The following is a 19,137-nucleotide window of genomic DNA, read 5'->3' on the forward strand; positions in this document are numbered from 1 at the left end:
TTACCTGATCGATTGTTAAAGAGCGTCTCGCCGGGCCGGGCCTCAGCGAGGAAGGCGTATTCTACCGGAAACTCACTACCTGTCAATCCCGGTAACGCCACCAATACCCAAAATAACCCATAAAACAACAAGTTCGGTATCGGTCCACTACCCAGGGGTTGGCCCCTCGTCGGCAGCGGATGCGTACTCTACGACGTCAGTGACGATAACGCAAGGGGGTATGGAATATCAGGCCAGAAATTGCTGAAGTCCCTATGCTATGCGGACGCGAAAACCACTTCAACGCATCTTGCGCATGCCAGCCATGACCGGACCCGACGAAACATAGGTCGCAAATAACAGCAGGAGCATGACAGGCGGTTCCACAGAAATCACGACGAATGCCAGCACGATGGCCAACAGCACAACGAAGGGAACAGGGCCTTTGAGGTCAACTTCCTTGAAGCTGTAGTAACGAATATTGCTAACCATCAGGAGTCCAGCAGCCGCAACGACAAACAGCATCAGCAGTTTGAAGCCAAAGGCCTCGGCATCAAAACTGTGAAACGTCCATACGCTCGCCGCTACTAGCGCGGCTGCGGAAGGACTTGGCAAACCAATGAACCACTTCTTGTCGGCCGAACCGACTTGTATGTTGAAGCGCGCCAAGCGTAACGCTGCACAGGCTACAAACAGAAAGGCTACGACCCAGCCGGGCTTGCCGACATCCTGCAGAATCCAGGTGAACGCGACTAACGCAGGCGCTACACCGAATGACAACATATCGGCCAGGCTATCGTATTCGGCACCGAAGGCACTTTGCGTATTGGTAAGTCGGGCAACTCTCCCATCCAAACCATCCAGGACCATGGCAATGAAAATGGCCGCCGCGGCAATGGAAAAGTCACCGTTGATTCCCGCCACGACAGCGAAAAAACCGGAAAACAGCGCGGATGTGGTAAACAGGTTCGGCAATAGATAGATGCCTTTCCGCCTCACCTTCTTACCATCTTCAACGGCTTCTTCGACAACCTCCGTTTCACGCAGAAAAGTAGACGCGATATCGTCTCCTGACGTCGCATCGTCGGTGTTACGCTGCTCGTCGTTACCATCCTCGGGCTTGCGTGAATCCTGGGTCATAGGTCCGGTCCGTTACGATGCACTGAGTGATCATGATGACTATTCTACATGCGGAATACCATAACGATAGCCAACTCGCTGCGACAAAAAAGGGTGCGCCAAGCGCACCCTTTACTCTGCATTCTCATCTTGAACGTCAGTTCTTGGATTTATCGACAAGTTGGTTAGCGGCAATCCAAGGCATCATGGAGCGCAGCTTGGCACCGACTTGCTCGATCTCGTGTTCTGCATTCAAACGACGTCGCGCCACCATGGACGGATAGTTGGTATTGCCTTCCTGGATGAACATCTTGGCATATTCACCAGTCTGGATGCGTTTTAGCGCACTACGCATCGCTTCCCGCGACTGCTCGTTGATCACCTGCGGACCAGTAACGTACTCACCATACTCTGCATTGTTGGAGATGGAGTAGTTCATGTTGGCAATACCGCCTTCGTACATCAGGTCGACGATCAGCTTCAGCTCGTGCAAGCATTCGAAGTAGGCCATTTCAGGGGCATAACCTGCTTCAGTCAGCGTTTCGAAACCCGCTTTCACCAACTCGACAGCACCGCCACAAAGGACAGTTTGTTCACCGAAGAGGTCGGTTTCCGTCTCGGCCTGGAACGTTGTCTCGATAATACCGCTACGACCGCCACCGATGCCTGCCGCATAAGACAGCGCCAATTCTTTCGCCGTACCAGAAGAATCCTGCTGAACGGCAATCAAGTCGGGGATACCACCGCCACGAGCGAATTCCGAACGCACGGTATGTCCCGGGGCCTTGGGTGCAATCATAATCACATCCAGATCCTGGCGGGGCTCGATCTGGTTGTAATGAATATTGAAGCCGTGGGCAAATGCCAGCGTGGCACCCTGCTTCAGGTTCGGCTCGATCTGTTGCTCATAGATCGCTTTTTGATTTTCATCCGGTGCCAGCACCATTACTACATCGGCGCTCTTGCACGCCGTCTCGACAGTGGCCACTTTCAGGCCTGCCGCCTCGGCTTTAGCAACAGAGGATGACCCCTCACGCAAAGCGACCGTGACATCGACTCCGGACTCTTTAAGGTTATGGGCATGAGCATGGCCTTGAGAGCCATACCCGACAATCGTGACTTGCTTTCCTTGAATCAGCGATAGATCGCAGTCCTTATCATAATAAACGCGCATGGATGCCCTCCTGTTGGTAACCCCTAGGGGAAAATTCAGCGTCGATGGCCACCAGCCCCGTCTTCTACGGCTCTTGTGGCTTGTTTGTTTATTGACGTCGTGTCGACAAGATACGCTAGGCAGAACATTGCGTAAAACGCTATATTTGCAACACAGCAAACCGGAAAATGAAATACTCATGGATATGCGCCCACTCAGGCACTTCTTGAGCCTGACCGAAACATTGCATTTCGGCCGCGCCAGTGAAGCATGCCATGTCAGCCCTTCCACGCTGAGCCGCTCGGTCCGCCAACTCGAAGCAACGCTTGGCGTCGTACTGTTTGAACGTGACAACCGCCATGTTGCTTTGACACCGCAAGGGCGCTTTTTCCAGAACTATGCTCGTGACGCGTTGGAGCAGTGGGATACAGTCAGACAGACACTGATGGAGGAATCGAAGGAGCTCACGGGTGAGATCAGCATCTATTGCTCTGTGACGGCAAGTTATAGCTTCCTCTACGATCTGCTGAGTGAGTTCCGCCAACGCCATCCTCGCATCGAACTCAAGCTGCATACGGGAGATCCCGCCGATTCTCTGGCACGAATACAGGCCGGAGAGGAAGATATGGCTATCGCTCCGAGGCCGCGGCAACTGCCAGACTCGCTAGCCTTCAAACCCATGACGACCTCGCCTTTGGTCTTCATTGCTCCGAGGAGCCATGCGGCCTGGATCCCCCCGACCCCAGAAGTGCCAACACCGGCACAATGGCGAAATGTCCCCATGATTCTTTCCGAGTCAGGGCTGGCTCGGGAGCACTGCGATACGTGGTTCAAGGCGCTTGGAGTAACGCCACAAATCTACGCTCAAGTGGCGGGTAATGAAGCCATCGTCAGCATGGTAGGGCTTGGCTTTGGCGTCGGCGTCGTTCCCAGGATCGTGTTAGATAACAGTCCATTGTTCGATCGTATCCGGGTCCTGCCCGTCAAACCGGAGTTGCCACACTATGATGTCGGCCTGTGTGTCTCACAACGCCGCTTGAAAAGTCCGCTGATTCGCGCCCTCTGGGCCGAGATCTAGCGGAAGTCGCGCAGACTAACAAAAAAGCCGCCTATGAGAGACGGCTTGAAATAGCGGAGCCAACCCATTTACAGGCTGAGCACCTTGTCGCCACGGGCGATACCGGACACGCCAGTGCGCGCGACTTCCAGGATACCGACGGGGGCCATCGCCTGAAGAAAGGCATCCAGCTTACCAGCGTCCCCGGTGATCTGGACGGTATATAGACTGGGAGTGACATCGACGACCTGAGCACGGAAGATATCCGCCGTGCGCTTGACCTCGTCGCGGGCCGCCCCCAATGCTTTGACCTTGACCAACATCAGTTCACGCTCGATGTGGTTGCCTTCCGTCAAGTCGACCAGCTTGACGACATCGATCAGTTTATTGAGATGCTTGGTGATCTGTTCGATCACACGATCGTCACCGACCGTGGTCACCGTCAACCGCGACAACGTCGGGTCTTCGGTCGGCGCCACATTGAGCGTTTCAATATTGTAGTTTCGTTGGGCAAAGAGCCCCACCACGCGGGACAGGGCGCCGGGTTCGTTTTCCATCAGGATCGAGATGATATGGCGCATCAGGTCCGCTCCGTCTTCGAAAGCAACATGTCACGCATGGAGCCCAAGGGCACCTGCATCGGATAGACGTGTTCACGCGGGTCGACGTAGATATCCAGGAACACCAGCTCATGCTTATCGGCAAGCATCCGCTCGAGTGCCGGTTCAAGCTCCTCGTTGGTATCTACCCGCAGGGCGGTGAAACCATACGCCTCGGTCAGCTTCTGGAAATCCGGTAATGATTCCATATAGGAGTGGGCATGCCGAGACTTGTAGTTGAGGTCCTGCCACTGTCGCACCATCCCCAATGAGGCATTATTGAGATTGATGATCTTCACACCCACACCATACTGCTTACAGGTAGACAGCTCCTGCATCATCATCTGATAGCTGCCTTCACCGGTAATGCAGACCACCTGATCGTCCGGGTAATTGATCTTGATGCCCATCGCTGCGGGGAAACCGAATCCCATGGTGCCTAGACCACCCGATGTAATGAACCGGTTAGGCTTGTCGAATTTGTAATATTGCGCAGCAAACATCTGGTGCTGACCGACATCCGTCGTAATGAAGGCCTCACCGTGCGTCTGGCGGCAAATCGCTTCGATGACCTCCTGCGGTTTGAGAGGTTCATCTTCGACAGAGGGCTCATACAGTTTCCCCTGACGCTCCTCACGCCAGCCATCGATTTTCTGCCACCATTCGGCCAATGCATCGGCATGCGCAATGTCCTTGCCCTGTACCAAGCTGATCATTTCATTGATGACACCCTGGGCAGGCCCAACGATCGGCACATCGGCACGCACCGTTTTCGAAACCGAACTGGGGTCGATATCCACATGCACAATTTTCGCGGTCGGGCAGAACTTGGATGTGTTATTGGTTACCCGATCATCGAAACGAGCCCCTATGGCCACCACCAAGTCAGCATGATGCATGGCCATATTCGATTCATAAGACCCATGCATGCCCAACCAACCCAAACACTGACGATCGCTCTGTGGGTATGACCCAATCCCCATCAGAGTCGTCGTGATGGGAAATCCTAGCCGTTGTACCAAATCAGTCAGGCCTTCGCTGGCATTGCCAGTCACCACGCCACCACCGGTATAGAAGATGGGACGCTTGGCCTTGAGCATCAGGTCCACGGCCTTCTTGATCTGTCCCGTATGCCCACGACTGACAGGGTTATAGGAGCGAAGCTTGACCTTTTTCGGATAGACGTACTCGTAACGCTCGGTCGGCGCAGTCATGTCCTTGGGAATATCCACGACCACCGGGCCCGGCCGGCCAGTTGACGCGAGATAGAACGCCTTCTTGAGCACCTCCGGAATATCGGACGGATGATTGATCGAAAAACTGTGCTTCACGATCGGACGGGTCACGCCGATGATATCGGTCTCTTGAAAGGCGTCATCACCGATCAGATGACTCATCACCTGACCACATAGCACGACCATGGGAATCGAATCCATGTAGGCAGTCGCAATGCCTGTCACGGCATTGGTCGCGCCGGGCCCAGACGTGACCAACACCACTCCTGGCTTGCCGGAAGCACGGGCATAGCCGTCTGCAGCATGCGTTGCTGCCTGCTCGTGTCGCACCAGGATGTGCTTGACTTTGTCTTGGCGGAAGAGAGCGTCGTATATATGCAACGCTGCTCCGCCGGGATAGCCGTAAATATATTCAACGCCCTCATCCTGAAGAAATCGGGCGATCATATCGGCGCCGGAAAGCAGTTCCACGTTGTTTCTCCCCTGAAGGTCTCGAGTGCCATGCCGCGCGCAGGCGCGGCGTTCGAGTGCGGCGGTGCGCCGCTGCCGGTATTCACCGGCACCTGATGCCAAACCCTGGCGTCCTTAGGCCCGGTTAGGGCCTGCACTCTCATCACGGCGGTTTGCCGCGTAGGGGGCGTTGGCCAGGCCAGGCGGTTAGCCGAGCCCGGTAAGTCCTTCGGCGGGTACAGGCCATTTGACCTACCCTTCACGCGGTAAGTGGGGATTGCCCGTCGAGTCCGCGTCCGCAATCAGGAACATCCAAGATTCCAATAGCGATGCGAGACTGTCAACCACGAAACCCATCTGAACCATTAAAAATCTGTACGAACATGGTAAATGTGTCATGCACACAAAAAGGCTCGCCCCTGATCACACAGAGGCGAGCCGTCGCTGACTAAGTGTCGAGTCGCTATCAAATACGACTAAAGCACAAATGTCCATCGTCGGCTGTAATGTGGATCGTATCTCCCGCAGTATACTTACCAGCCAACAAGTCTTGCGACAGAGGATTTTCGATACGACTCTGGATAGCCCGCTTGAGCGGACGCGCACCATATACCGGATCGAACCCCACTACCGCCAACTGTGCCAAGGCATCATCACTGACCTCCAGCGCCAGATCACGCTCTGCAAGCCTTTCACGCAAACGCTCCAGTTGAATAGCTGCAATGGACTGTATCTGCTCTTGACCCAGCGCATGAAAGACCACCACTTCATCGATCCGATTGATCAACTCAGGACGGAAGTGATCCGACACGACCGACATGACCCTCTCTTTCATCTCGGCATAGTTCGTGTCGACATCGCCATTGTCATGACTGCCCATCCGCTGAATGATATCCGATCCCATGTTGGAGGTCATGACGATCACGGTATTACGAAAGTCGACGGTCCGTCCTTGTCCGTCGGTCAGTCGACCATCTTCCAATACCTGCAATAGGATATTGAAAACATCGTTGTGGGCCTTTTCCACTTCATCGAGCAGTAACACCGAGTACGGTTTACGACGTACGGCTTCGGTCAGATACCCCCCTTCCTCATAGCCGACGTAGCCCGGCGGTGCGCCGATCAATCGAGCGACGGAGTGCTTTTCCATGAACTCGGACATATCGATACGGACCATCGCCTCTTCCGTATCAAAAAGGAAATTAGCCAAGGACTTGCACAACTCGGTCTTCCCGACTCCAGTCGGCCCGAGAAACAGGAAGGACCCGTTCGGACGGTTGGGGTCGGCCAGTCCGGCCCGTGAGCGCCGTACGGCATTGGCCACGGCCGTCACCGCTTCATCCTGGCCAATGACACGTTCGTGCAGGGCCTCTTCCATACGTAACAGCTTGTCGCGCTCGCCTTCTAGCATCTTGGCCACAGGAATGCCTGTCCAACGCGACACGACTTCCGCCACTTCTTCCTCGGTTACACTCGAGCGCAACAGGGTATGCTGCGACGTATCGGCTTCGTCCGCCTCGGATTCGGCAATTTTCCTTTCAAGTTCAGGAATCACGCCATATTGCAATTCGGACATCCGGCCCAGATCCCCTTGACGCTTGGCTGCATCCAGTTCGACCCTAGCCTTGTCGAGTTCATCCTTGTACTGAGCCGCACCCTCGATACTCGCCTTTTCGGCTTTCCAGACTTCTTCCAGATCGGCATACTCGCGGCTCAATTCATCGATCTGGTCCTCCAGATTCTCGAGTCGCTTGCGGGATGCCTCATCCGTCTCCTTCTTGAGGTGCTCCCTCTCCATCTTCAGTTGAATCAGGCGACGATCGAGCCGATCCATCTCTTCCGGCTTGGAATCAAGTTCCATTCGAATGCGTGATGACGCCTCATCGATCAGGTCGATCGCCTTGTCGGGCAACTGGCGATCCGTAATATAACGAGCGGACAGTTTGGCCGCCGCAATGATCGCCGAATCCGTGATATTGAGGCGATGATGAACCTCATAGCGCTCTTTGAGACCCCGCAGGATGGCGACCGTATCCTCTTCACTTGGTTCATCGACCAGGACTTTCTGAAACCGCCGCTCCAACGCCGCATCTTTCTCGATGTGCTGGCGATATTCGTTGAGGGTCGTGGCGCCCACGCAGTGCAACTCGCCACGCGCCAGCGCCGGTTTGAGCATATTGCCAGCGTCCATGGCACCTTCGGCCTTACCGGCACCCACCATGGTATGCAGTTCATCAATGAACAGGATGATACGGCCTTCTTCCTGGGCCAGCTCTTTCAGAACTGCCTTGAGACGCTCTTCAAACTCACCACGAAACTTGGCCCCGGCCAGCAAAGCCCCCATGTCGAGAGCAAGCACTCGCTTGTCTTTCAGGCCTTCGGGCACCTCTCCATCAACAATCCGATTGGCCAGTCCCTCGACGATCGCCGTCTTGCCGACACCGGGCTCGCCGATCAGTACCGGATTGTTCTTGGTACGTCGTTGTAGCACCTGCACGGTACGACGGATCTCATCGTCGCGACCGATCACTGGATCCAGCTTCCCCTCAGCGGCACGCGCCGTGAGATCCAGCGTATACTTGTTCAATGCCTCTCGATTATCTTCGGCATTGGGATCGTCGACTTTTTCACCACCGCGCAAGCTATCGATGGCCTCTTCAACACGCTTTTGAGTCAAGTCTGCATCCGTGAGCACCTTGCTGACGGCATGCTTCATGGCAAATGCAGCGAGTAACACCAGCTCACTGGCAATATACTGATCACCCCGCTTCTGGGCCTCACGATCAGCAAGGTTGAATAAACGCCCCAGGTCGCGGGAGGGCTGTACTTCGCCATCGAATTGGCCTACCTGAGGCAGGCCATCGATGTATTTGGACAAACCGTTGCGTAATTTGCTCGCATCGCCCCCAGCCTTTTGCACGAGGCCTCTTAGACCACTATCGCTGGTATCGAGAAGCGCCAGCAGCACGTGGCCAGGGTCGAGCTGGTTATGGCCGTGGCCAACCGCCAATGACTGAGCATCGGCCACCGCATTCTGCAACTTGCCAGTAAATTTGTCGGGTCGCATTCACTATCCTCCATTGGGGTGGCGGAACGTTCGGACGTACCGCTTTACCCGTAAATCGCATCTTGACGTAATCAATGGAGGTATGCTTCGCCATTTTCAAGTCAGCGGGCTCACAGGGGGGGGTAAAGGATTGATTCAGGTCAAAGGGAAGGCAAAACATTGTGCACTTCTTGTCTCAAGTCATGTTGTGTCTCGGCGCGCTTCTCTCCGGGCGCAACGCGGCGGCTTTCCCGCTTCACGCTATTTTAACCAGATCACGCTGGCCATGCGTCCCGTTTGGCCATCATCACGGCGATGTGAGTAGAAGCGGGATTCACAGGCCGTGCAGAAATGCCCGCCACTAATATGAGAAACGCCTAGTCGCTCGAGACGCAAACGTGCCAGCCGATACATGTCAGCCATGTAATGGCCCAGTCGATAGGGGCTGGGTTCGAAGGCAGATGCGGCTTCGGGCTGAACCGCAACAAAGGCATCGAATACCTCGGGACCCACTTCGAATTGTGCATTGGAAATGGCCGGTCCCAACCAGGCCAACAACTCACTCGGCTCAATTCCCAACGCTGCGACGCTGGCTTCCAGCACACCACCCGCCAAGCTTCTCCATCCTGCATGCGCCAGAGCCACACGCGTGCCCCGCCGGTCACAGAAAAACACCGGCAGGCAATCGGCCGTCTGTATCACACAGGCATAGCGTTGATTGAAAGCAACCGCTGCATCGGCTGACGCCGGCTCGGCCGAGTACTCTTGCTGTACCTTGGCGCCATGTACCTGATTGAGCCACAATAACGGTCGCTCATCGCCTACCTGTCGTTGCAACAAGGCACGACATTGAGCCACTCGTTGCGGGTCGTCGCCAACATGCAGAGCGGTGTTGAAAGATGCAAAGGCTCCTCGACTTGGCCCGGTTTCTCGTGTCGTGACGAACGCCCCTACCGGACTGGGCGCCGGCCAGTCCGGCAAAAGCAGGGTCGGCTGCGCTAAGGTGTCATTCATTGCATCGTCTCATGGTCGTCGCGTAGATAGTCGAGCAGCATCACAAGATCGTCGGGCAACGTCGTGCGAAAAGACATGCGCAGCCCCTTGTCCGGGTGGATAAACGCCAGCTTACGCGCATGCAGGGCCTGGCGAGGGAACTCACGTAGCAAGGCCTTGAGTTCCTCGGCAGCGCCAGGCGGCATTTTCAAACGCCCACCATAGAGTGCATCGCCGACGAGCGGGTAGCGTTGATGAGCAAGATGGACACGAATCTGATGGGTTCGGCCGGTTTCCAGTTTGCAGCGGACATGAGTATGTCCACGAAATCGTTCCACCACTCGGTAATGGGTGACTGCCGGTTTGCCGTTGACGGTCACCGCTTGTCGTTTGCGATCCTTCGGATGCCTTCCGATGGGGGCATCAACGGTCCCGCCGCCCGTCATCACACCGGTCACCACGGCATCATATTCACGTGAAACGGTTCGTGCCTGCAGTTGCTCGACCAGACTGGCCTGGGCCGTCAAGGTTTTCGCGACCACCATCAAACCCGACGTATCTTTGTCCAGACGATGGACGATACCGGCCCTGGGTACGGTCGATAATTCAGGACAATGGTGAAGCAATGCATTGAGCAGTGTACCGTCGGGATTCCCCGCGGCTGGATGCACCACTAATCCCGCAGGCTTGTCGAGCACCAGAACCTCATCATCCTCATGGATGACATTGAGGTCGATGGCCTGAGGTTCAAAACGCGCTTCCCCGGCGAGTTCCGCCTTGAGCTCCAATCGTTCGCCACCGGCGACCTTATCCTTGGGCCGTCCTTGGCCTCCATTGACGGTAAGCGCTCCTTGCTTGATCCAGGCCTTGAGTTGCTCACGTGAAAAGCCTCTGAACAGTTCCGCTGCGGCTTGGTCGAGCCGCATCCCCGTCAAGCTGGCAGGCACGTTTTCGTGAGAATGTATGTGTTCCGGCATGTCAGTCAATGCCTCCAATCGACAACGCGGGTTTTCCCAGCCAGGCCTGGGTGTTTTATAGTGTGTGCTTTATAGTGAGCCGATGCTGGCCGATTCTAGCATGGCCGACCCGGGTTGTTTGATACGAGGATCATTGATGCGCGTTTCCATTACCGGCACCCACCTCTGTGCAGTGGCTCTCGCCTTATTGCTCGCCGGCTGTGCCAGCAACGGCAATAATGTCGAAGATATTCACAGTGACATTCTGAACGACGACGAACAGCGGACTGCCGCTGAAATCGAAGGCAACGAACAGGCGCTGTATGAAGCGGCCCAGGCGGATCTCGAAAATGGGCGTTATTCCAGTGCCGTCGAGAAGCTTGAAACCCTGGATGCCCGCTATCCATTCGGTGATCGTGCCGAACAAACGCAACTCGACTTGATTTATGCCTATTACCAGATCAATAACTGGGAGGCGACTCGAGCCGCAGCGAGCCGCTTCATTCGGTTGCAACCGGATCACCCTGAAGTCGATTACGCGTATTACATGCGAGGTCTTGCCGCCTATCAGGCTGGGCGCTTCAGCCTGGAACGTCTGAGATTGATCGACATTTCCAAGCGTGACTTGGGAGCCACCCGAGATGCTTACTCGGATTTTCGTGAGCTCATCGAACGCTTCCCCGATAGTGAATATGCGCCCGATGCACGCCAACGTATCGTCTACCTGCGCAATGTCATGGCCGCCAAGGAACTGCATGTGGCTGACTTTTATCTCCGCAAGGGGGCTTACGTAGCCGCCGTGGAGCGCGGACGCTGGGTCGTGGAGCACTATCCCGAGTCCACGGAGACGCGCAATGCACTTGCCGTGATGGTAGAGGGCTATCTGGGTCTGGACATGCGTGATCGGGCCCGGGAGGTCCTGGAAACGCTGATTGAAAACGATCCTGACAATGAACGGTTACGTGGCAACACCTTCCGTCCTCAATACGTTGATGCCGCCCCTATCTCTGCATAAGCAGGTTGGCCGGTGCACGCTGAAGCATGACCGGCCGACGAAATCCCGTCTTCCATGAGGCGGGATTTCCACGTCTTGGCACTGGCCATGACCTCTAGTCTCACGAGACGATCACGTACCTTCATGCCCCCGGCTGCCAACCATTAACGATCGGATAACGCCGATCTCGACCAAAGCCACGAGGCGTGACACGCACGCCAACCGGAGCCTGGCGTCGCTTGTACTCACACCGATCGACCAGCGAGACGACACGGTAGACAGCATCACGGGCAAACCCCGCCTCGATAATCTCTTCAGCGCTCATATCGCTTTCGATATAACGCATTAAAATGGCATCCAGCATATCGTAATCGGGTAATGAATCACTGTCCTGCTGATCCGGCGCCAACTCGGCGGATGGAGGGCGTTCGATGACACGTTCGGGGATAGCCGGCTCTTGTGCATTACGCCACTTCGCCAAGCGATAAACCCACGTCTTGTAGACATCCTTGAGCGCATTGTATCCACCGACCATGTCACCATAGAGCGTGGCATATCCCACTGCCATTTCACTCTTGTTTCCTGTGGTCAGAACCATCAGTCCCTTCTTGTTGGAAATCGCCATCAGCAGAACTCCCCGGGTTCGCGACTGCAGGTTCTCTTCCGTGGTATCGCGCTCGGTACCCGCAAAGCTTTCCGCCAACGTTTCCGTGAATGCCTCGACCACCGCAGAAATAGGCATGACATCATAATCGACACCCAGCAGCCTGGCCTGAGCAGCGGCATCCTGCTTGGAGATATCGGCAGTGTAGTGATAAGGCATCATGACGGCATGCACTCGGTCTGCCCCTAGGGCATCCACGGCAATGGCCAATGTCAATGCCGAGTCGATGCCCCCGGACAATCCGATGACCACTCCGGGAAATCCGCTCTTATTGACATAATCCCGTACTCCGGTAACCAAGGCACAATAAAGACTTTCTTCAGGTTCGACCTCGGGGTCACATTCACCTGACTCCGGTACCCAACGCGCTTCTTCACGCACGAACCGTACCGGCATCACGCCCACTTGCCAATGCGGTGCCTGCACACAGAGAGTGCCTTGCGCATCGACCACCGCCGAGCCACCATCAAATACCAGTTCATCCTGCCCCCCGATCTGATTGACATAAACGACCGGTCGCTGCACTTCCTCGGCACGCGCTTTGAGTAGGGCGCGTCGTTCAGCCGGTTTGTCTTGATGGTACGGCGAGGCATTCAAGGTGATAAGGATATCGGCCCCCGCTTCGCGAGCTTGTTTGACCGGTTCCGGCTCCCATAAATCCTCACAGATCAACAACCCCAGTTTCGCCCCGCAGTGCTCCAACACCAGGGGCTGGCTACCCGCCGAGAAGTAACGCTGCTCGTCGAATACCTGATAATTGGGCAGCGCCTGTTTGGCATACTCACCTAGCCACTCTCCATTGTAGAGCGCACCGGCCAGGTTATAGAGATTGCCCTCCCGGTAGCCGGGATAACCAACGATCACTAGTACATTCCCCACCACCTTGTCAGCCATACGCTGACGCGCCGTAACGAGTCGCGTTTCCAAGGAGGGGCGTAACAACAGATCCTCTGGTGGATAGCCAGTCAGAAATAACTCGGGCAACACCACGATGTCAGCGCGATGTTCGATACGTGCCTCACGAACCGCTTCTATCGCGGCCTCAGTATTGCCCGGAATGTCGCCGACCAGAGGGTCGAGTTGGGCCATTACCAACGTCAAGTCTTGCATGGGAGCACATTTCTCTTGAAACTCTCGATAGACCTATTGTCCCGCATGGCCGAGCATCAGGCAAAGAGCTCGACCGCTTCAGGGAGTCACCGAGGATGAATCTATTGATCATTCGCCTGATCATTTTCGCCATACTGTTCTTCGCCGGCCTCAAGCTGTATCGCATGTACCGCGAATGGCGATTAGAGCACGACGAAAGCAGCGGCAGTGAACGCTCCAAAGATGGCAACCATATGGTGCGCTGCAGCTATTGCCGCGTCCACCTGCCGGAAGACGACGCGCTACGTGATCATGGAGAGTGGTTCTGTTGTACGGACCATCGCGACAAGTACCTAGAAGAGCAACGCCCTGAGGAATGACCGCTCAGGCACTAATGTCGCTGCAGCCGGTAAGGCTCGGGGTCAACGATCGGTACTCGGCCCAGTAGCTGGTCCACCAGTAGTCGAGTCGATGAGGGCGCGAGCACCAGGCCATTGCGATAATGTCCGGCGTTGATGTAAAGATTCTCGAAATCTGAAACGGCACCGATAAACGGCATACCGTCCGGTGTCCCCGGGCGGAGCCCGGCCCAATGGTGCTCCACCTCGCACGAAGCCAAATCAGGAATGATCCACGTGGCGCTTTCCCACAGCGAGGTCCTCGCAACGTCATCGGTCGTTTGATCGAACCCTTTCTCCTCGAGCGTCGATCCCGCTAACACCCGACCATCACTCCGCGGGATCACGTAGCGCCCATCCATCAAGACCACCCGTCGCACCAAGTCAACCGGCCCTTTGAAGAGAATCATCTGTCCCTTGACCGGCCTCACCGGCAGTGACACACCAGCCGTTTCCAGTAATTCTGCGGCCCAGGCGCCGCCACAGACGATGACATGATCGCCCGTCATCATACCCGACGAGGTATCGACACCACGGATTCTTGACCCATCGACACATAGCCGGGTCGCCGTCACATACTCTTTCAAGGAGACTCTCGCCATATCCCCGAGACGAGCACGTAATGCCTTGACCAATCGAGGGTTCCGAATGCTTCCCAACGTAGGCATCCACAGCGCCCCCGGACATCCGGGACAGGCATGAGGCTCTTTGTGATAGAGGAAGTCACTACCCACCCGCTCAAGCGGCTTGCCCTCCTCGCGCGCCCACGCTAACGCGCGAGACTCTTCATCGACACGCAAATAGAGCAGCCCTCTCTGACGATATTCCGGATCGATGCCCGTTTCTTCCAGCAGTCTCAACGACAATTCGGGATAACAGCCTTCGGACCAGCGGGACAGCCTGGATATCGGCGCACTATAACGCCATGGGTACAGGGGAGATACGATTCCCCCACCGGCCCATGACGCTTCACGGCCACAGCACCGTCGTTCGACGAGCGTGACATCATGACCTGCATCGGCTAATTGCAGTGCCGTCATCATGCCGATCACACCACCGCCCACTATCAGGAAATCACTCACAAGAATATCCGCAATCGCTTACAAGAATTTAGGTTAGAGTAGTAAAGCCACATCACGGAATGATACCGCCAGCAGGAATGGAGAACATGGCAATCAATGCCTCCGCAGTACATGGTTTCAGCGCTTCTGCCACTTCCCGAGCGAAGCCTCATGAATCAGGCATCACGCTTCTCGAGCTACTGACCGTCATCAGCCTGATCGTCATCATGGCAGCAATCGCCGTTCCGCAATATAAGAACCTGGCTAGCAGACATCGCGTCGACTCCGATACGATGCGTCTTATTACGGCACTAAAACAAGCAAGGAACACCGCGGTTACCCAGCACACGAGTACGACGCTTTGCCCCTCCCTGGACCAAGTGCACTGTACAGACGACTGGAAGGCACCGCTTATGCTCTTTGCCAGCCATGGTGAGACGGGCCAACGAGAACACTCCAATAACGACATCATAACCTCATGGCAATCAGGTCGCGCCACGACGAATTACCGCGGTTTCGGCAGCAGACGCTATATACGTTTCACGCCCTGGGGAGCCACCCATAGCCAGAACGGTACGTTCACGATCTGCTCCGATGCCGCTTCCAAGAAAGTCATATTGTACAAATCGGGGCGCTCACGAACCGAAAAAGGGAAGGGCTGCTGAATCAGTAACCAGCCATACTGTCACCCTGTCGCCAACTCATGACACCAGGCTTACGCGAGGATTCATTATGCGTCCTCCAGAAATTTGACGCTTGCGTATTCGCCAACAAGACAAATGCATCATCCAGAGCGACACCATGAAACATATAATCCAACCGGCTTCCCTTGGCCATTTTCACACTAGAAACGCCATAACCGATGGCATCATCACGATTGACAAATGGCGAAACTATGACCGCACCATCAATCCTTCCACTGCTATCCCGACCGACATTCATCCTATCCCCCATGACGACGATCAATCCTTGGTAATCAAGACTGCTTTTGACTTCCAAGTTACCGTCCACTACCAGGATTCCTTTCCCGAATAATGGTGAATCAACATGAAGATCACCTGCTATATATGTCAGTCTTCCCCCATTGCGACCGTCATTTTCTCCACCAAAATGGACCCCACTCCCTGAAGAAAACAGTCTCTCACGCTGCTCTGCCAGATCATGCAGCAAACTGATGAAACCATGGAAAGTCGTGGGGTCATTCAATATGCTTTCGCTGATATTCCGGGAAACATTCCCCATGCTTCCTTTATCACCAGGAACGCCTACAATGGTCTTTTCCTTTCCTCTAGCAGCGATCGGAGGATAACGTCGCCCATCGATGACAGACGAGATACTCTCCCCTGTGTTCAGTGCATCGCCTGGTATGAACCCAACGTCCTCCAGAGGACCAGGGATAGTCAGAGGCGATAACCCGAGGAAACCCTCGGGTATGACATACTCAATATCCACTTGGCGTACCATGCCGCCATACTTCCCTTTAGACAGCAGAGCAACGACACCTCCTCCCTGAGTCTTGCAGGCTCGATATTCATACTTGGCAACAGCGTCTGAAACGCTAGTACTCCCCTTACTTGCCTGGCATTGCTCTCTATCCATTCCAAGGAAATCGACGTTCTCCAATGCCGTTGAGGCACCATATTCTGCAGCCAGACGTGCCAATACTCCCGCCCTCTGGTTGCCTGCCATTCGCTCTTCAACCAAAGACGTCTTCATGCCCATTACGCTGGAAACGAGCGCTATCGCAAGCAGAACCAGACTGATAACCAGCGCCATACCACGCTGCTCTCTTGGTGCTCCTCCAATACGCATTATCGGTTACTCGATACGGTCGATGACGCTTTTACGATTGACGACAAGAAAGGACACTCTCCCATGATCGCCATGACTCGAGGTTCCCCTCATTGTTGACGCCGATATTTCAATGGCGACCACCTCTTCGAGCTCTTTTTTCTTTTCAAAGTGCAGGTCCATCAGGTTACTAACGATAGGCTGAGAAGCGCGATCGTAGACCCTATCTTCATCATTGCGACATCGAACGCGAAGCATCACATCACTGCTGCGCGTTTCCTGATAATATTCCAGGCCTTCCAGACGATCACTTGAACAATAAGGATCCTTCGCCATGTCGGTTCCATGGAATTCAATCAACAGGTGATCCGAATTCATCGTGGGTACGCCCTCTTGTACCGGAGTCACCCTGCCAGTGGCCGCACGAACGTCCCGTGACACAAGCTCAAAGAGCATGTTGAGTGTATTTTGACGTTCCGCCAGTTGCCCCGCGCTGGCTAACACCTGGCTGCCATCCATGAACAGTCTCGTCGCCCCATGCGTAATCAATAACCCGATGACCATGGCCACCATCAATTCGACGAGGCTTGCACCATATTGTGCATCCCGAGTCATGACCGTGCCGATGTTCATCGGGCATGCCTACCGGGAAGACGGGCCGGATAACTCAACGAGGACGTTTTGCGGGGGAGGTCGAAACGGTCGTCATGCCAACTTACGGTAATCGAATAAGTGCATGTCCCTGTCTTTTCTATCGTGCTGGCCTGCTCAACCAGGGGCAGACTACCCGCCCAGTGTTCCAACCAGTCACGTTCGACGTCGCTACCGGATGGGCACTGACCATTGGCCGCCCCCAGGGCTGCCCATAAGCGTTCATTGGCATCCGCAGCCATTATCGTGGCCAGCGAATGCTGCAAGGCGACATGGTTGCTTTGCATCGCGGTAAGTTGCATGGCGGCCACCCCCAAAAGCCCCACCGACAACACGAACAGGGCCATCAATGCCTCGATCAGGCTGCCCCCTTGAGGGAGCTTCCCCCCATTCATTACCAGCATGCCGCGGGTGTCCGACCACCGGCCTGGTTCAATGTCAGGTCGCCGCATGCATCCCCGGCTTGTGCTCCGCGAGGCGAGGCAACTAGCGAATACGTCGAGATGGTGGGATCAACACGGATATCGTAGAAGCCTTGCATGGATTCATCGCGGTCATGCAAACCTTCGACGCATCCTTCATACGATTGCGTTACCGTATAACAGCGCTCCAGATGTCCAGCGAGCGCCAACAAACTCGCCTTCGCATCGGTTCGCCTCACCTTGCTCAAGTGATCGGTATAGAGAGGGTAAGCGACAGCGGCAAGCAGGCCGACAATGGTGACCACGATCATGAGCTCGAGCAGCGTAATGCCAGCTTGCCTGCTTATAGTATACGGCTGCATGGTGAGAAACATTCCTTGTCCTCGACGCATCGTTCCAGCGCGTAGTATGAATCAGTGATATTGAATATAACAGTCACGGACAAAAAAAGACCGGACCCTGTTGGTGGTCCGGTCAGTCTCATGAAAGAGGAATGACAAGGCTATTGGCTAGCTATCACGCGTTCACGCAGTTCCGTCGGCATGGAGAAGGTAATGGTTTCCTCTTGCCCCACGAGTTCCTGCGGATGCTTGGCACCCAGCGACTGAAGCCGCTCGATGACACCTTTGACCAGGACTTCAGGGGCGCTGGCACCGGCCGTGATACCGATCGTTTCTACCCCGTCGAACCAGTCAGCCGCGATCTTACCGGCATCGTCGATGAGATAGGCCGGTGTGCCCACACGTTCCGACAACTCCCGTAAGCGATTGGAATTCGAGCTATTGGTGCTTCCCACCACCAGAACCAGATCACTGTCGGCGGCCAGTTCACGCACGGCATCCTGTCGATTCTGGGTCGCATAACAAATATCGTCCTTGCGCGGCCCCTGTATCTCCGGGAACTTGTCGCGCAGTGCATCGATGACCCGGGAAGTGTCATCCATCGATAAGGTCGTCTGGGTCACGAACGCCAGGCTGGACGGGTCGTTGACCTGGAGCGATGCGACATCCATCTCATTTTCGACCAGATAGATATCTCCGCCATAGGAGCGATCGTAACGCCCCATGGTGCCCTCGACCTCAGGGTGGCCTTCATGTCCGATCAGGACGCACTCCTGACCACGGCGGGCGTAACGAAGTACTTCCATATGCACCTTGGTCACCAACGGACAGGTGGCATCAAACACTCTCAGCCCACGGCGCTCGGCTTCCTCCTGAACCGCACGCGACACACCATGTGCAGAAAAAATCACGATCACATCATCAGGAACCTCATGCAGTTCCTCAACGAAGACCGCACCACGCTCACGCAGGCTGTCGACCACGAAACGGTTATGTACTACCTCATGACGTACGTATATCGGGGGACCAAATACATCCAGAGCGCGATTGACTATTTCGATAGCACGATCGACACCAGCGCAGAAACCGCGGGGATTGGCCAGTTTGATCTGCATACTTACCTCGCTTGCCTGTCAGGC

Annotated in this window: 18 protein-coding genes; 4 read left to right on the forward strand and 14 right to left on the reverse strand. The window is 55.4% G+C overall.

What is annotated here, in order from left to right; genetic code table 11:
- Positions 1-279 precede the first annotated feature (279 nt).
- Both pssA and ilvC read right to left on the reverse strand, forming a co-directional pair.
- A complete protein-coding gene (gene pssA / locus FVV99_RS16390) occupies positions 280-1,119 on the reverse strand; it encodes a CDP-diacylglycerol--serine O-phosphatidyltransferase (protein WP_148255213.1) in 840 nt (279 codons plus the stop codon).
- 136 nt (positions 1,120-1,255) lie between these two features.
- Complete coding sequence (gene ilvC, locus FVV99_RS16395; protein ID WP_148255294.1) at positions 1,256-2,272, reverse strand: ketol-acid reductoisomerase; 1,017 nt, start codon at positions 2,270-2,272, stop codon at positions 1,256-1,258.
- Between the two features lie 178 nt (positions 2,273-2,450).
- On the opposite strand from ilvC, the gene ilvY reads away from it, so the two are divergent.
- Complete coding sequence (ilvY, locus tag FVV99_RS16400; RefSeq protein WP_148255214.1) at positions 2,451-3,329, forward strand: HTH-type transcriptional activator IlvY; 879 nt, start codon at positions 2,451-2,453, stop codon at positions 3,327-3,329.
- 68 nt (positions 3,330-3,397) lie between these two features.
- On the opposite strand, the gene ilvN is transcribed toward ilvY, so the two are convergent.
- The 5 genes from ilvN to rluD all read right to left on the reverse strand — a co-directional run bounded on the left by ilvN (position 3,398) and on the right by rluD (position 10,608).
- Positions 3,398-3,889: an acetolactate synthase small subunit gene (gene ilvN, locus FVV99_RS16405; RefSeq protein ID WP_148255215.1), complete on the reverse strand. Its 492-nt coding sequence runs from the start codon at positions 3,887-3,889 to the stop codon at positions 3,398-3,400.
- Complete coding sequence (locus FVV99_RS16410) at positions 3,889-5,613, reverse strand: acetolactate synthase 3 large subunit (RefSeq protein WP_148255295.1); 1,725 nt, start codon at positions 5,611-5,613, stop codon at positions 3,889-3,891. Before FVV99_RS16410 ends, ilvN begins: the two co-directional genes overlap by 1 nt.
- A 445-nt stretch (positions 5,614-6,058) precedes the next feature.
- On the reverse strand, positions 6,059-8,659 hold the full coding sequence (clpB, locus tag FVV99_RS16415; RefSeq protein ID WP_148255216.1) for an ATP-dependent chaperone ClpB: 2,601 nt from the start codon (positions 8,657-8,659) through the stop codon (positions 6,059-6,061).
- Between the two features lie 240 nt (positions 8,660-8,899).
- The gene (gene pgeF / locus FVV99_RS16420; RefSeq protein ID WP_148255217.1) at positions 8,900-9,652 is read right to left on the reverse strand and encodes a peptidoglycan editing factor PgeF; all 753 of its coding nucleotides are present in this window, start codon (positions 9,650-9,652) and stop codon (positions 8,900-8,902) included.
- On the reverse strand, positions 9,649-10,608 hold the full coding sequence (rluD, locus tag FVV99_RS16425) for a 23S rRNA pseudouridine(1911/1915/1917) synthase RluD (protein WP_148255218.1): 960 nt from the start codon (positions 10,606-10,608) through the stop codon (positions 9,649-9,651). Before rluD ends, pgeF begins: the two co-directional genes overlap by 4 nt.
- Positions 10,609-10,744: 136 nt before the next feature.
- Here rluD and FVV99_RS16430 point away from each other — a divergent pair, with 136 nt between their 5' ends.
- Positions 10,745-11,602, forward strand: a complete 858-nt coding sequence (locus tag FVV99_RS16430; RefSeq protein ID WP_148255219.1) for an outer membrane protein assembly factor BamD — start codon at positions 10,745-10,747, stop codon at positions 11,600-11,602.
- 121 nt (positions 11,603-11,723) lie between these two features.
- Here the strand turns inward: FVV99_RS16430 and FVV99_RS16435 are convergent, their stop codons facing one another.
- The gene (locus FVV99_RS16435; protein ID WP_148255220.1) at positions 11,724-13,355 is read right to left on the reverse strand and encodes an NAD+ synthase; all 1,632 of its coding nucleotides are present in this window, start codon (positions 13,353-13,355) and stop codon (positions 11,724-11,726) included.
- Between the two features lie 95 nt (positions 13,356-13,450).
- On the opposite strand from FVV99_RS16435, the gene FVV99_RS16440 reads away from it, so the two are divergent.
- Entirely contained in the window at positions 13,451-13,714 is a 264-nt protein-coding gene (locus tag FVV99_RS16440; protein ID WP_148255221.1) for a PP0621 family protein, read from the forward strand.
- A gap of 11 nt (positions 13,715-13,725) precedes the next feature.
- Here the strand turns inward: FVV99_RS16440 and thiO are convergent, their stop codons facing one another.
- Positions 13,726-14,814, reverse strand: coding sequence for a glycine oxidase ThiO (gene thiO, locus FVV99_RS16445; protein WP_148255222.1), 1,089 nt, complete (start codon positions 14,812-14,814; stop codon positions 13,726-13,728).
- 86 nt (positions 14,815-14,900) lie between these two features.
- Here thiO and FVV99_RS16450 point away from each other — a divergent pair, with 86 nt between their 5' ends.
- Entirely contained in the window at positions 14,901-15,458 is a 558-nt protein-coding gene (locus FVV99_RS16450; protein WP_161599026.1) for a GspH/FimT family pseudopilin, read from the forward strand.
- A gap of 1 nt (position 15,459) precedes the next feature.
- On the opposite strand, the gene FVV99_RS16455 is transcribed toward FVV99_RS16450, so the two are convergent.
- The 5 genes from FVV99_RS16455 to ispH form a co-directional block, all read right to left on the reverse strand.
- A complete protein-coding gene (locus tag FVV99_RS16455) occupies positions 15,460-16,569 on the reverse strand; it encodes a pilus assembly PilX family protein (RefSeq protein ID WP_161599027.1) in 1,110 nt (369 codons plus the stop codon).
- A gap of 42 nt (positions 16,570-16,611) precedes the next feature.
- The gene (locus FVV99_RS16460; RefSeq protein ID WP_148255225.1) at positions 16,612-17,217 is read right to left on the reverse strand and encodes a PilW family protein; all 606 of its coding nucleotides are present in this window, start codon (positions 17,215-17,217) and stop codon (positions 16,612-16,614) included.
- On the reverse strand, positions 17,214-17,639 hold the full coding sequence (locus tag FVV99_RS16465) for a type IV pilus modification PilV family protein (RefSeq protein WP_148255226.1): 426 nt from the start codon (positions 17,637-17,639) through the stop codon (positions 17,214-17,216). The genes FVV99_RS16460 and FVV99_RS16465 overlap by 4 nt, the downstream gene beginning before the upstream one ends.
- Complete coding sequence (locus FVV99_RS16470) at positions 17,630-18,019, reverse strand: type IV pilin protein (protein WP_148255227.1); 390 nt, start codon at positions 18,017-18,019, stop codon at positions 17,630-17,632. Before FVV99_RS16470 ends, FVV99_RS16465 begins: the two co-directional genes overlap by 10 nt.
- Positions 18,020-18,159: 140 nt before the next feature.
- Positions 18,160-19,113: a 4-hydroxy-3-methylbut-2-enyl diphosphate reductase gene (gene ispH, locus FVV99_RS16475; protein ID WP_148255228.1), complete on the reverse strand. Its 954-nt coding sequence runs from the start codon at positions 19,111-19,113 to the stop codon at positions 18,160-18,162.
- Positions 19,114-19,137 lie beyond the last annotated feature (24 nt).

This window comes from Aidingimonas lacisalsi, from assembly GCF_008079445.1.
Taxonomy (GTDB): Bacteria; Pseudomonadota; Gammaproteobacteria; order Pseudomonadales; family Halomonadaceae; genus Aidingimonas; species Aidingimonas lacisalsi.

Coding starts and splice junctions, on each gene's coding strand:
- pssA (WP_148255213.1), bottom strand. CDS start 1,119: ATGACCCAGGATTCACGCAAGCCCGAGGATGGTAACGACGAGCAGCGT.
- ilvC (WP_148255294.1), bottom strand. CDS start 2,272: ATGCGCGTTTATTATGATAAGGACTGCGATCTATCGCTGATTCAAGGA.
- ilvY (WP_148255214.1), top strand. CDS start 2,451: ATGGATATGCGCCCACTCAGGCACTTCTTGAGCCTGACCGAAACATTG.
- ilvN (WP_148255215.1), bottom strand. CDS start 3,889: ATGCGCCATATCATCTCGATCCTGATGGAAAACGAACCCGGCGCCCTG.
- clpB (WP_148255216.1), bottom strand. CDS start 8,659: ATGCGACCCGACAAATTTACTGGCAAGTTGCAGAATGCGGTGGCCGAT.
- pgeF (WP_148255217.1), bottom strand. CDS start 9,652: ATGAATGACACCTTAGCGCAGCCGACCCTGCTTTTGCCGGACTGGCCG.
- rluD (WP_148255218.1), bottom strand. CDS start 10,608: ATGCCGGAACACATACATTCTCACGAAAACGTGCCTGCCAGCTTGACG.
- FVV99_RS16430 (WP_148255219.1), top strand. CDS start 10,745: ATGCGCGTTTCCATTACCGGCACCCACCTCTGTGCAGTGGCTCTCGCC.
- FVV99_RS16435 (WP_148255220.1), bottom strand. CDS start 13,355: ATGCAAGACTTGACGTTGGTAATGGCCCAACTCGACCCTCTGGTCGGC.
- FVV99_RS16440 (WP_148255221.1), top strand. CDS start 13,451: ATGAATCTATTGATCATTCGCCTGATCATTTTCGCCATACTGTTCTTC.
- FVV99_RS16450 (WP_161599026.1), top strand. CDS start 14,901: ATGGCAATCAATGCCTCCGCAGTACATGGTTTCAGCGCTTCTGCCACT.
- FVV99_RS16455 (WP_161599027.1), bottom strand. CDS start 16,569: ATGGCGCTGGTTATCAGTCTGGTTCTGCTTGCGATAGCGCTCGTTTCC.
- FVV99_RS16460 (WP_148255225.1), bottom strand. CDS start 17,217: ATGAACATCGGCACGGTCATGACTCGGGATGCACAATATGGTGCAAGC.
- FVV99_RS16465 (WP_148255226.1), bottom strand. CDS start 17,639: ATGCTGGTAATGAATGGGGGGAAGCTCCCTCAAGGGGGCAGCCTGATC.
- FVV99_RS16470 (WP_148255227.1), bottom strand. CDS start 18,019: ATGCAGCCGTATACTATAAGCAGGCAAGCTGGCATTACGCTGCTCGAG.
- ispH (WP_148255228.1), bottom strand. CDS start 19,113: ATGCAGATCAAACTGGCCAATCCCCGCGGTTTCTGCGCTGGTGTCGAT.